Here is a 12,272-nt window from a genome sequence, read left to right on the forward strand (position 1 = left end):
AAAAAGGGGAATTGACTATGGCTAAAAAAACAGGTCTAATTAAAGTAATGATAGCCGTGTTAATGCTGGCAGTTATTTTTTTATTATGGAAATGGTTTTTTTCTTCTTCCGGGGGACAAGCGGAGGAAGCGGTCAATCAATTTTATCTTTATGAACAAGAAGGGGATTTTTCAAAGTCCTGGGAGCTTTTCCATCCAGCCATGAAGAAGAAGTTCAACAAAGGCAATTATATACAGGACCGGGCACATGTTTTTATGAATCATTTTGGTGTGGAAACTTTTACATATTCGCTTGGTGAACCGGAAAAATTAGACAGCTGGAAAATGTCCAAGACTGGACCGGACTTGAAAAATGTTTATAAAGTTCCTGTAACGCAAATTTATAAAGGAAAATACGGCCATTTTGATTTGCAGCAGGATGTGTTTGCAGTAGAAGAAAAGGGAGAATGGAAGATTCTATGGGATTATAAACCGTGATCTTATAGGTTTTTAATCTAAAGACAGACAACATGATTTTGGAGGTTCCGAATGGGGTATATTGAAGACTTGCGGAAAATGGTTGGTACAAGGCCGCTGATTTTAGTTGGTGCCGTGGTTGGCGTAATGGATGAGAAAGACCGAATTCTTTTGCAAAAAAGACCAAATGGCGATTGGAGTCTGCCCGGCGGTTTGCTGGAATTGGGAGAATCTGCTGAAGAGGCGGGAAGAAGAGAGGTTTTTGAGGAAACTGGGATTGAAATTGGTGCGCTTGAATTGGTAGGCGTTTTTTCGGGCAAGCAGTATTTTGTTAAGCTTGAAAACGGGGATGAATTTTATCCGGTGACGATTGCCTACCGTTCAACAGACATTAAAAATAGGACAATTAAAATTGACGGTGTTGAAACACTGGATGCCCAATTTTTTGAAGTCACTGATTTACCTCTCAGAACAACCGCATTAGTTCGGACAATGATACAACGTTATACAAAATATGTAGAATAAGGTAGAGGACAAACACGGAAAATGATACAAAAAAGGCTGACTCAAGAGTCAGCCTTTTTGCACGATCCCGAATTGACGGGCGTAAATTGAAGTTTCACTTTATTTCTTTAAATCTTCAATAGAATCAATATCCATGTAAGATGGAACGACTAAACCAAGTTTGGTGCCTTTTAGGTTTTCGCCGAGGTCTTCGAATTTGCCTTCATATTTTTTGTAATAATCTTCATGAGTGGAAGGGAGCCAAGCAGCGACAATCCCGTCTAAGCTTCCGTCAGCAACCCCGGTCCACATTGGCCCGGCTTCAACTTGACGTAATGTAACCTTATAGCCAAGGTCTTCTAAAACTTTGCCAATAACATTTGTGCTGGCAATTTCGCTGTCCCATGCCACATAGCCAAGAGTGAGTTTGTCGCCGGATACTTTGCTTACACCGTCTGTCCATTCCGCGACCTTATCAGCATTATCTTTTACCCACTTTGCAGCTGCATCCTCTGGGCTCTCGCCGGCTTGAATATCGCTCATCACTTTGGCCATGTCTTCTGGCGTCCAGTGGAAATTATCTAATACTTTATAGGCTTCCGGAGAATCCTTTTTCAATCCTTTTCGTACAACCGTATTGATTGTTTCGTCTGGTCCAAATACGCTCTTTGGATCATCTAAGTATTTTAAATCGAATTTTGCGAACATCCAGTGAGGTGTCCAGCCAGTTACAATGATTGGCTCCTGTTTGTCATAGGCTTTTTTCAATGCTGCAGTCATTGCGGCACTTGACCCTTCCACAAGCTGCCAATCATCCAATTTATATTCATCAAGAGCCTTGGCGGTGGCCTTCATTAAACCTGCACCAGGGTCAATTCCGATAATTTTATAATCAACACTTTCACCAACTGTTGAAGCACTGGAACCAGCATCTTTTTTATTGCTGTCCGCCTTATCTGACCCACAAGCAGCGAGTCCAACTGTTAAAAGTGCAGCAAGTAATGGCAGCATCCATTTTTTCTTTAATTTCATCATTAAGCAGTACCTCCATGTTTTTTATTTTTTCCAATGTTTTGGGTAATCCGGTCGAGGATAATGGCAATTACAACAATCGCAAGACCCGCTTCGAACCCTTTCCCAATTTGAATTTGCGTTACAGCCCGGTAAACATCTGCTCCAAGCCCTGGAGCCCCTACCATTGAGGCGATAACAACCATCGACAGTGCCAGCATGATGCTTTGGTTGATTCCTGCCATGATGGTTGGCATGGCTAGAGGTAGCTGTACCTTAATTAACCTTTGGCTGGTGGTTGAACCGAAAGCATCAGTTGCTTCAATAATATCGTCCGGAACCTGCTGGATTCCGAGAATGGTTAAGCGGATGGTCGGCGGCATGGCAAAAATGACGGATGCCACAACACCTGGAACAACCCCAATACTAAAGAAGAAAATCGCTGGAATTAAATAAACAAAAGCCGGCATCGTCTGCATAAAGTCCAAAATTGGTGTAACAACTTGTTTCACTGAATGTTTTTGTGATGCCCAAATTCCTAATGGGATTCCTAAAAGAATGGAAATGATAACGGCTGCTAACACCAATGCCAATGTTTGCAGCATAGGTTCCCAGTAGCCCAGGTTAGCGATGAGAAATAAACCGATGAGGGTAAAAAGAGCAATCGTTTTATTTGCAGCTTTCCATGCAATTAAGGTTAAGAGAATCATAAATACGTAGGATGGGATAAAGCTAAAACCAGCAACCATTCCATCCACAACAGCTTCTAATACAGTAGTAATCCCGCTGAATGCAGCATCCAGATTTGTTGTCAGCCATGTAACAAAGGCATCAACCCAATCGGCTATCGGCAGCTTTGGAAGCCAATTTTCCATATTAGTTCACCTCTCTATCATAGTTCGGCGTCTCATCCGCCGGGCTGGAAAAACTTGATTTATTGGTGTTATCCTGCCCGCGGCCTTCTGACTGGCTTGAAAAATCATCATTACCAGTCAGCATTGGCTGATTAGAGCTGTTTGGTAAACCACTCTGTTCGAGTTTTTCCAGATTGCCTGCAGCAGCCTCTATTTTTGCAGCTGACATCGTATTTAAGTCAAAATTATTTCCGGCAAGTGCTCCAATTACAGCCCCTCTGACTAAAATCCCCAGCAATCGATTATTTTCATCCACGACTGAGACCGGAATGGAGGCAGTGGAAACTTTTTCGAATAAATCGGTCAATATGGTATCTGGAGAAACCGTCTGAAGATCCTCTTGTAAAATACTTGTCAGGCTTTCACCGCGTTCAAGCGCCTTCTTGGCATCTGCAGCCGTTATAGCTCCAAGCAATGTTTTCTTTTTATCCACGACATAAATACTCGAGATTCCTAGTTCTTTCATATTTTTTAAAGCAACCCTTGGGCCTTTTTCAATAGAAACAGACTCTGCCCGTTTCATGACATGACCTGCAGTTAAGACTTTGGAAAGGTCAACGTCTTCTACGAATCTCTCAACATAGTCGTTTGATGGGTTCATGAGGATTTCCTCTGCTGTACCTATTTGAACAATAGATCCATCCTTCATGAGGGCGATACGGTCCCCAATTCTTAATGCCTCGTCTAAATCATGAGTGATAAAGACAATCGTTTTTTTCATTTTTGCCTGAAGTTCAAGCAGTTCATCCTGCATGTCCTTGCGAATCAATGGATCGAGTGCGCTGAATGCTTCGTCCATCAGCAGGATATCCGCATCATTTGCCAGTGCTCTTGCCAGTCCGACCCGCTGCTGCATACCGCCGCTCAAGCTTTGGGGGTACTGATTTTCATAGCCTTCAAGTCCAACAAGCTTCAAGGCATCCATTGCTTTCATTGAACGGGTTTCTTTTGGAACACCTTGAATTTCTAACCCGTATTCTGTATTTTCAAGCACGGTACGGTGGGGGAGAAGGGCGAACTTTTGGAAGACCATACTGATTTTTTTGCGGCGGACGTTCTTTAGCTGTACCTTGTTCATTTTAACGATGTCCTGGCCGTCGATGAATACTTCACCAACAGTAGGGTCAATCAGCCGGTTCAGCATCCGGACCAATGTAGACTTACCGCTCCCGGATAACCCCATGATGACAAAAATCTCACCGGCTTCTACTGAAAAATTAGCCTGATTCACTCCAACCGTAGCTCCGGTCTTCTTCAAAATGTTTTGCTTTGATTCGCCTTCACGCAAAAGCTGAATCGCCTTTCTAGACTTTCCAAACACTTTGGTGACATTCCGGACCTCGATTTTCTTCATAAACTCACCTTCCTTTACAAAAGCGGTTCAATTTGAGTACCACTTTTATACACCTATTTTTATGACGCCTTTCACCTGGCAGTGAAAATTTTCGCCTGCAGCAAATATAAATATTAGAAAAATGTGTGCATTAGGCGGACAAATGGCGAAAAATGTCCTTTTTGTGATATCTGAAACCAAACAAACTATGACTTTACTATTGTAGGATTTTATAGGTTGTATTGGCAATGTTTGTAATCGGCAATATTCGTTTATAAAGTACGTACAGAAAAAACTGTACGAAGTAAATTTGTATTATTCTTATAATTCCTCCAAATAACTCCCGTTTCCTCCATTTTTGAATCCTTTACTTTTAAAAGAAACATGTTAGTCTATAAAAAGGATATGAAAAGGAATGGGTGTGAAAGCAAACATGGACGGTGAGAAAAGGCTGATTCAGGCCCGGGAACGGGTAATTGATGCCATTTCACAAAATATGCATTTATATGGTGTAACGGAATCTGTAGGTCGTTTATATGGCGCATTATATTTTCAAGAAGATCCGATGACATTAGACGAGATGAAAGATGAACTTGGAATGAGCAAGACAAGCATGAGTACATCCGTCAGGAATCTGATGGATTTAAAAATGGTGGACAAGGTCTGGCGAAAAGGGGTAAGGAAGGACCTTTACCAAGCCGAGCCTGATTGGTATCAAACCTTTATCGATTTCTTTACTATTAAATGGCGTGCAGGTGTTAACATTAATGTGTCGGCAATGGAAAAGTCACTGACAGAACTTCACCTATTAATAGAAGATAACGAGACAGATGAACGAATTAAGAATATGGCACGGGTAGATTGTGAAAAGATTTTAGCTGCACTCGAATATTATGATTGGCTGAATCGTTTGGTTGACAGTTTTGAATCTGGAGAGATCTTTCAATATATTCCGAAAAAAAGGTAGCTGTTTTTACAAAGGCTGCCGTTTTTTTTATTTCCTCGAGCTGACGTCATGTTGTATCATTAAATAAAACGAATCTTACAGGATGGACCAAATGATGAAAAGATTATTAAAAGATATGCTGTTAATATTCACTGGTTCTCTTATTTTTGCATTGGGAGTCAATTATTTTACGATTCCAAACACACTGTCAGAGGGCGGCATTTTGGGGATAACCATTGTAACCTACTATTTGTTTCATTGGTCGCCAGGCCTGGTAAACTTTATTCTGAATGCAGTGCTCATTGGGGTCGGCTATAAATTTTTTGAAAAGAGAACGTTTATATACACCCTGATTTCCGTTGCGGCTTGCTCGTTCTTCTTATTTTTAACAGAGGATGTTGGAAAGCAAATCACCGAAGATACACTGCTGGCCTCAGTATTTGCCGGGCTTTTGGCAGGAGTGGGATTAGGGCTGATTTTTCGTTCTGGCGGTACATCCGGCGGCAGCTCCATTTTAGCTCAGCTGGCAAACCAATATTTTGGTCTGAGTATAGCAAAGGCAATGCTGATGATTGATGTTGCTGTTGTTGCAGGATCTGTTTTTGTCATTGGTTTGGAAAAAGCTATGTACACACTGCTTGTTGTTTATATCGGATCAAAAGCAATTGATTTCATTGTGGAAGGATTAGACGAACGTGTTGCCGTGCTGATTATCTCCAATAACCCTGAACAAGTGCTAAATGCGATTACGAAAAAAATGTCACGCGGCCTCACTGTATTAGACGGCCATGGGGGCTATACCGGTCATGACAAAAAGGTGCTGTATATTGTCATTAATAAACAGGAAGTCGTCCAGCTAAAGCGGATTATCCGGGATGCAGACGATCATGCTTATGTTACCGTTCATAATGTCCATGAGATGATTGGCAAGGGATATAAAGCGGCTGTTTAATTGTCTTTTGGAAAAAATGCTGTAATGACCTTTTTGTCTTACAGCATTTTTTCATACACCAGAATTTATATGTTTTGACTTCAAAATTTTCCAGCTTCTGCGCCTTTCTTATCTTGGAAGAATCGTTTGGTGATTGTTGCTGTTTGGCGGGACCATTGGGTAAACATTTTCTTCTTCTTCAACATCGAATTCCATTACGACAGGACCATTACAATCAAATGCCTCTTTCATAATCTGCCTTGCTTCTTCTTCTGTTCCCGCTGAGAAACCCTTTGCGCCGTATGCATTCGCCAGCAGTGCGAAGTTAGGTGAGCAGACTTTCACTTCAGAATAACGTTTTTGATAAAATAACTCCTGCCATTGCCGGACCATTCCTAGATAGCCATTATTTAAGATGACGATTTTAATGGGAAGGCGGTATTTTACTGCCGTCACCAATTCCTGCAGATTCATTTGAAAGCTGCCGTCTCCTGAAACACAAATAACTGGTTTGCCTGGAAAAGCACCTGCTGCTCCAATGGCAGCCGGAAGGCCGTATCCCATTGTGCCTAAACCGCCTGAAGTAAGCAGTGTCCGCGGCTGGGTAAAGTCATAATAATGGGCTGTCCAAATTTGGTGCTGACCGACATCGGTAACCACAATGGTATCCTTATCAGCATATTCATTAAGAAGATGGATCACCGTCTGCGGACTTAAAATACTATTGGATGTAGTAAACCGCGGCACCGTTCGTTTCCATTCCACTGCTTCATTAGTCCAGCTTTCTGAGTTTGCCCGTATTTTTGGGTAATCCAGCATTGTTTTAAGTATGCTTAAGAAATCTTTGGCATCACTGACAATGGGCAGGTCAACAGGAATAATTTTATTGATTTCCGCCGGGTCGACATCAACATGGATCTTTTTGGACTTTGGTGAAAACCCGCTTATTTTGCCGGTTACACGATCGCTGAAACGGACTCCAATGCTTATTAATAAATCACACTGGTGTACGGCTTTATTGGCAGCAAAGGTTCCGTGCATCCCAAGCATCCCAAGAAAAAGGGGATTTCCCGCATCCATAGAGCCAACCCCTAATAAGGAACTGACAACTGGGATATGTGCCTTTTTGGCGATCTCCCTTAAGTCTTCGGCAGCCTCTGCTGCAATCACGCCTCCGCCGATAAATAACACTGGCTTTGCGGCCTTCTCAATATATTGCTTCGCTGATTCCATCGATTTTTCAATAATCGGCTTCGAAGCGATTGTTTTTGTATAACGGCTGTTTTTGGGTAACTCTTTAACCTGGTATGGGGCGGTTTCATTTGTCAATTCTACTAAAACAGGCCCAGGCCTTCCATCGGCTGCGATAGTTAAAGCGGCTTTAAGAGACGAATAGAAACCAGTGTCTGTGACAGGGTTGATCTTAGTGGAGTATTTTGTAACGGGCATCATCACGCCGGAAATATCAAGTTCCCGCAAAGCTGTATTTGTGTACTGATTCGAAAGCAGCGGACCAGCAATTATAACTAGTGGAACAGAGTCACTGAAAGCCGTGGCAGCCCCTGTAACCCCATTTGTAACCCCGGCGGCAGTTGTAAGAAGAACTACTCCGGGCTTCCCTGTTGCCCGCGCATATCCATCTGCTGCATGAACGGCGGCCTGTTCATGTTTCAGTTGATAATATCGAATTTGTAATCTATCTAATGATGATTCATCCAGCATATGCCGTACATGATCACAGCCAAACACACACTCCACCCCAAACTGGCTTAAAGAACGAAATAAAATCTCAGCTCCTGTAGCTTCTTTAACAAATAACATTTCCTCACCTGATTTCTATGATTTAAGAAATATTTTAAATTATTAAACAATGTATGTATGTGAGATATATCATAAAAAGGGTATTTTTATAAAATTTTGTAATCCTTTTATGGGTGAAGGGGTATTTATAGACAAAAATATTGTCAAAAAATGATAGTTTCCCGGGGAATATTGCTGATTTTGAAGAAATAGGGAAGAGTTTTTTATATAAGAGTGAATGTTAACGTTGATGGTCGACAAGGTGCTTGTACTTTGCTAAACAAATGGATACATGCACACGAAGGTTTCCCCAGCCGTAGGATAGTAGTGAATCAACAAGGGGGTGCGGCAGGTGTATCCTTTTACAAATTACCATGATGCTATACACAGGCAATCCAATAAGTTCATCAGTGATATTGAAAAAGCAATAAATGGAGAATATAGTGCCATTGATTGTTATGCTAAGCTGGCAAACTTAGCACCAAATCAGGGCGAGAGGGAGCGAATCCTTGAAATACGTCAGGACGAAGTAAGACATTATCAACAATTTGTCCAGATTTATCGTCAATTGACGGGGCGGGCACCACAGCCGAAGATAATGGAAGATTGTCCTGGACACTATCTGCCTGGAGTGGAATTTGCTCTTCAGGATGAACAAAAAACAGTAGACTTTTATATGGAAATTGCCGATGCTGCTGCAGATCAATTCATAAAAGGAGCATTTCGACGAGCAGCAATCGATGAGCAAAATCATGCAGTCTGGTTTTTATATTTCTTTACAAAGGCAAAATAAAAGGCATAAAAAACCCCTGTTCCCTTGTCTGGTCAAGTTAACAGGGGTTTTTTATTTTATAAGTGGATTTACAGGTAAGTGCTTAATCCCGATCTCCCCCCGAAGCGTTGCTGCTATCTGAATCTCCGCTTTCACAAGGACTGTCGTAATCATTTGCCGCTTCATTGTACCGTTCTTGGGAATAACCATATTCATTATTTGTAGATTTATCTTTTTTCTCGACAGTGGGGAATATTAAAAATGCCAATATAATTAACAAGGTACCGAAGAACTCTTGGGTTACAAAAATAAGATAAACGCCACCCGCTAAAAAAAGAACACCAATAATCCTTTGAATCCATCTAACACCTCTCAGAAGCATCCCCCCTTATCCAAAGCTATAGTAATAAATATTAACTCTTTTGGCCATTTATACATGGACACGATGGGAGGGCTTGTTGCTTTTTTTAATTTTTACAGGAAAAGGAGAAAGGTCAACTTTTTCCAGAACAACAGTTTTAAAGACACTTACGTTAATATAATTTTGTGAAAATGATTAAAATGAATAACGAAATCCAAAGGATTTGCCATTACTTTATTTTAGCTGCGCTGGAGTTTATTTATCTTTTGTAACTCAGAATTTGTATGGTCCTCAATGGCCTTCCTGTTACAGTATGGGGTCACGTAAAGAGCTTAGCGCCAATACCCGTCTTTTCATTTCGGTTTACGGTCACATAGAGGGAGTCTACATGCCAACGGGATTTCTATTTTGGTTTATGGGTCACGTAGATAAATGGTAAGTGTTCAACGGTCTTTTTATTTAGACTTGGGGTCACGCAGCGGTTATCTACATCCTCAAAGGCTCTTCTAAATTATCAAATAAGGTAACCTAAAAACTTACCACACTTACAGGGGCACAACGGTATTCCACAAAGCAGCAAAAGACAAAATTCAGGTTTTTAAAGAAAAATTGTTTCATAGGACTTTTCTATGGGACAAAAGGAAAGCCTCTCTAACAAACTAGTCCCATAGAAGGCTTCTATTGGGATAAAAATAAGTGGTACAACAAAAAACAGTCCAAAAGCCTGCACCTATGGGACAAAAATGTTAAGCCTTCAATTTCGAATCTCCCATAGGCGCGCGCGCTTTATAAAAAATTATCCAATTTTACATACTAATCCAAAAATTTAAATAAACAGCAGCAAACTCACAGCCATTACGGCCATTCCGCCGATTAAACCATAAATAGAGAGATGGGCTTCGTCATATCTCTTCGCTGCCGGCAATAATTCATCAAGTGAAATAAACACCATGATTCCGGCAACGGCGGCAAAAATAATTCCAAACATGACTTCATTTAGAAACGGCATCAAGAACAGGTAGGCCACAAGGGCACCAATCGGCTCTGATAATCCGGATAAAAATGATAGTTTAAAAGCTCTTTTTTTATCACCAGTGGCAAAATAAACCGGCACGGAAACCGCGATTCCTTCTGGAATATTGTGAATAGCAATCGCGACGGCAATGGCAATGCCGAGCTTTGGGTCCTGCAGTGCGGAGGTAAAAGTGGCAATACCTTCTGGAAAGTTATGAATTCCGATTGCCAAGGCAGTAAAGGTTCCCATTTTTAAAAGATCAGGCTGTTTCGCTGTGCCGCTGACAGGCGACATATCCTCGACGGTTCGAAGTTCGTGAGGGTTGGTCTGTTTTGGTATAAATTTATCAATTCCAGCAATCAACAGCATTCCTGCAAAAAATCCCCCAACCGTCATCCAATTCCCTGGAACTGTCCCCATTGAATGGATAAGGGCATTCTTCGCTTTGACAAATATCTCAATCATTGACACATAAATCATAACCCCAGCGGAAAATCCTAGAGTTACTGAAAGAAATTTTGTATTTGTATGAGATGTAAAAAACGCTAGTACACTGCCAATCCCTGTGGCGAGGCCTGCGAATAGTGTTAAGCCGAATGCTAAAAGAAGATTCTCAGTCACCTTTATGTCACTTCCTTTAATGGAATAAATTTCAGCAAATAGAATCGTGTTAATGTATGTTATATGCCCCTGCTCAGAAATGTTTCCTGAATGAAACAAATTGTTTGAGAGGTGGTTAAAGCTAAAATTTGAATTCTTTTCCCGCCTGTTGGAAATTTGTTATGATGGGTATAAGTTTAACAATAAGAAATGTGTTCAAGTAGATCCACTGGAGGGTTTGTATGAAAAATAATCCGTTAAACGTCATGACGGTTTTTGGAACAAGGCCGGAAGCCATTAAAATGGCCCCTCTTGTAAAAGAATTAAGAAAATTCCCAGATAAAATTAATTCGATGGTAACGGTCACAGCCCAGCACCGTCAAATGTTAGACCAGGTACTGCATATTTTTGAAATTACGCCAGATTTTGATTTGAATATTATGAAGGAAAGACAATCCCTGTTAAATTTGACTACTCGGAGTTTAGAGGGCCTGAGCCGTGTTTTTGAAGAAACTAAGCCTGATATCGTCCTAGTTCACGGCGATACAACCACAACATTTGTGGCTGGTCTAGCAGCATTTTATCAGCAAATTCCGATTGGTCATGTGGAGGCAGGATTAAGGACGTATAACAAGAAATCGCCTTTTCCAGAAGAAATGAACCGCCAGCTGACAGGTGTTTTGGCGGATCTGCATTTTGCCCCGACAGTTCAAGCGAGACAAAATCTATTAGCGGAAAATAAGCCTCAAGATGCCATTTTTATTACCGGGAATACGGCGATTGATGCGTTAAAAACAACAGTGAAAAATCATTACTCGCATCCTGTATTAAATCAGGTTGGCAATGACCGGTTAATTTTAATGACTGCGCATAGAAGGGAAAACCTAGGAGAACCAATGGAAAATATGTTCCGTGCAATTCTGCGCCTGGTGGACAAGCATAAGGATGTTCAGGTGGTATACCCGGTCCATATGAATCCGGTTGTACGAAAAATTGCCGACAGGATGCTTGGAAACAATGAGCGCATCCATCTTATTGAACCATTGGATGCGATTGACTTTCATAACTTTGCCTCCCGGGCCTATTTAATTTTAACTGATTCTGGCGGTATACAGGAGGAAGCACCATCCCTGGGTGTTCCAGTATTGGTGCTGCGTGACACCACAGAGCGCCCAGAAGGTATAAAGGCGGGTACCCTGAAATTAGCAGGTACAAATGAGGAAACAATCTTTGAACTAGCTGATGAGATCTTGTCTAATCAAGCTGTACATGATCAAATGGCTAAAGCTTCCAATCCATACGGAGACGGCCATGCTTCTAAAAGAATTAGAGAGGCCATTCTTTACCACTTTGGATATAGTGAACGAAGACCACCGGATTTTAAAGGTTGAAATATTCTCTGATTTTGGGAAATCATCAATGCTATAATCAATGTATTGCTTGAAATAAAACGAACTGAATCACTTTGAGCGTCCCCCTTGTTCAAATGGCAAGGGGGAATTTTAATGTAAAAATGTATGCCTGAGGCAGGAGCTTCCCAAAATCAATCCTCAAAATACGTCTCAAGTCCTAGAATTGTTTCGGTTTAGGGTCTATGGCAAGCAGGAGTTTTTTCATGTATTGTGGAAGT

General features: G+C 41.3%; 12 protein-coding genes. 6 read left to right on the plus strand and 6 right to left on the minus strand.

The genetic code is table 11. The features are described from left to right. The first annotated feature begins 17 nt into the window (after positions 1-17). Both M3183_RS04540 and M3183_RS04545 read left to right on the plus strand, forming a co-directional pair. Complete coding sequence (locus tag M3183_RS04540; protein WP_251466945.1) at positions 18-476, plus strand: hypothetical protein; 459 nt, start codon at positions 18-20, stop codon at positions 474-476. 51 nt (positions 477-527) lie between these two features. Continuing rightward, positions 528-980, plus strand: coding sequence for an NUDIX hydrolase (locus M3183_RS04545; RefSeq protein ID WP_251466948.1), 453 nt, complete (start codon positions 528-530; stop codon positions 978-980). Between the two features lie 99 nt (positions 981-1,079). On the opposite strand, the gene M3183_RS04550 is transcribed toward M3183_RS04545, so the two are convergent. Genes M3183_RS04550 through M3183_RS04560 form a run of 3 tightly spaced genes read right to left on the minus strand, consistent with a single transcriptional unit; the run spans position 1,080 to position 4,238 of the window. Continuing rightward, on the minus strand, positions 1,080-1,991 hold the full coding sequence (locus tag M3183_RS04550) for a glycine betaine ABC transporter substrate-binding protein (RefSeq protein ID WP_251467436.1): 912 nt from the start codon (positions 1,989-1,991) through the stop codon (positions 1,080-1,082). A gap of 2 nt (positions 1,992-1,993) precedes the next feature. Next, positions 1,994-2,845 (minus strand): ABC transporter permease, encoded by an 852-nt coding sequence (locus tag M3183_RS04555; protein WP_251466950.1) that lies wholly within the window; start codon positions 2,843-2,845, stop codon positions 1,994-1,996. Between the two features lies 1 nt (position 2,846). Further along, the gene (locus M3183_RS04560) at positions 2,847-4,238 is read right to left on the minus strand and encodes a quaternary amine ABC transporter ATP-binding protein (RefSeq protein WP_285878626.1); all 1,392 of its coding nucleotides are present in this window, start codon (positions 4,236-4,238) and stop codon (positions 2,847-2,849) included. A 394-nt stretch (positions 4,239-4,632) separates the two neighbouring features. Here M3183_RS04560 and M3183_RS04565 point away from each other — a divergent pair, with 394 nt between their 5' ends. Together M3183_RS04565 and M3183_RS04570 are read left to right on the plus strand one after the other, a co-directional pair. Further along, positions 4,633-5,184 (plus strand): GbsR/MarR family transcriptional regulator, encoded by a 552-nt coding sequence (locus tag M3183_RS04565; RefSeq protein WP_251466953.1) that lies wholly within the window; start codon positions 4,633-4,635, stop codon positions 5,182-5,184. A 91-nt stretch (positions 5,185-5,275) separates the two neighbouring features. After that, positions 5,276-6,115 carry a YitT family protein gene (locus M3183_RS04570; protein WP_251466955.1) on the plus strand — a complete coding sequence of 280 codons (840 nt, stop codon included), beginning with the start codon at positions 5,276-5,278 and terminating at the stop codon, positions 6,113-6,115. Positions 6,116-6,223: 108 nt separating this feature from the next. On the opposite strand, the gene ilvB is transcribed toward M3183_RS04570, so the two are convergent. Continuing rightward, positions 6,224-7,915 (minus strand): biosynthetic-type acetolactate synthase large subunit, encoded by a 1,692-nt coding sequence (ilvB, locus tag M3183_RS04575; RefSeq protein WP_251466959.1) that lies wholly within the window; start codon positions 7,913-7,915, stop codon positions 6,224-6,226. Positions 7,916-8,246: 331 nt separating this feature from the next. On the opposite strand from ilvB, the gene M3183_RS04580 reads away from it, so the two are divergent. Continuing rightward, a complete protein-coding gene (locus M3183_RS04580) occupies positions 8,247-8,687 on the plus strand; it encodes a ferritin-like domain-containing protein (RefSeq protein WP_251466962.1) in 441 nt (146 codons plus the stop codon). A gap of 82 nt (positions 8,688-8,769) precedes the next feature. Here the strand turns inward: M3183_RS04580 and M3183_RS04585 are convergent, their stop codons facing one another. Next, positions 8,770-9,048, minus strand: coding sequence for a hypothetical protein (locus M3183_RS04585; RefSeq protein WP_251466965.1), 279 nt, complete (start codon positions 9,046-9,048; stop codon positions 8,770-8,772). An 805-nt stretch (positions 9,049-9,853) separates the two neighbouring features. Then, on the minus strand, positions 9,854-10,663 hold the full coding sequence (gene zupT, locus M3183_RS04590; protein ID WP_251466968.1) for a zinc transporter ZupT: 810 nt from the start codon (positions 10,661-10,663) through the stop codon (positions 9,854-9,856). 221 nt (positions 10,664-10,884) lie between these two features. On the opposite strand from zupT, the gene wecB reads away from it, so the two are divergent. Next, positions 10,885-12,033: a non-hydrolyzing UDP-N-acetylglucosamine 2-epimerase gene (gene wecB, locus M3183_RS04595; protein ID WP_251466969.1), complete on the plus strand. Its 1,149-nt coding sequence runs from the start codon at positions 10,885-10,887 to the stop codon at positions 12,031-12,033. Positions 12,034-12,272: the final 239 nt, after the last annotated feature.

The sequence above is a fragment of the Neobacillus mesonae genome, assembly GCF_023715155.1.
In the GTDB taxonomy this organism is placed as follows: domain Bacteria; phylum Bacillota; class Bacilli; order Bacillales; family Cytobacillaceae; genus Neobacillus; species Neobacillus mesonae_A.

What these genes read in the sequence shown, in the direction of transcription:
- M3183_RS04540 (WP_251466945.1), top strand. Translation starts at nt 18, where the DNA reads ATGGCTAAAAAAACAGGTCTAATTAAAGTAATGATAGCCGTGTTAATG.
- M3183_RS04545 (WP_251466948.1), top strand. Translation starts at nt 528, where the DNA reads ATGGGGTATATTGAAGACTTGCGGAAAATGGTTGGTACAAGGCCGCTG.
- M3183_RS04550 (WP_251467436.1), bottom strand. Translation starts at nt 1,991, where the DNA reads ATGAAATTAAAGAAAAAATGGATGCTGCCATTACTTGCTGCACTTTTA.
- M3183_RS04555 (WP_251466950.1), bottom strand. Translation starts at nt 2,845, where the DNA reads ATGGAAAATTGGCTTCCAAAGCTGCCGATAGCCGATTGGGTTGATGCC.
- M3183_RS04560 (WP_285878626.1), bottom strand. Translation starts at nt 4,238, where the DNA reads ATGAAGAAAATCGAGGTCCGGAATGTCACCAAAGTGTTTGGAAAGTCT.
- M3183_RS04565 (WP_251466953.1), top strand. Translation starts at nt 4,633, where the DNA reads ATGGGTGTGAAAGCAAACATGGACGGTGAGAAAAGGCTGATTCAGGCC.
- M3183_RS04570 (WP_251466955.1), top strand. Translation starts at nt 5,276, where the DNA reads ATGATGAAAAGATTATTAAAAGATATGCTGTTAATATTCACTGGTTCT.
- ilvB (WP_251466959.1), bottom strand. Translation starts at nt 7,915, where the DNA reads ATGTTATTTGTTAAAGAAGCTACAGGAGCTGAGATTTTATTTCGTTCT.
- M3183_RS04585 (WP_251466965.1), bottom strand. Translation starts at nt 9,048, where the DNA reads ATGCTTCTGAGAGGTGTTAGATGGATTCAAAGGATTATTGGTGTTCTT.
- wecB (WP_251466969.1), top strand. Translation starts at nt 10,885, where the DNA reads ATGAAAAATAATCCGTTAAACGTCATGACGGTTTTTGGAACAAGGCCG.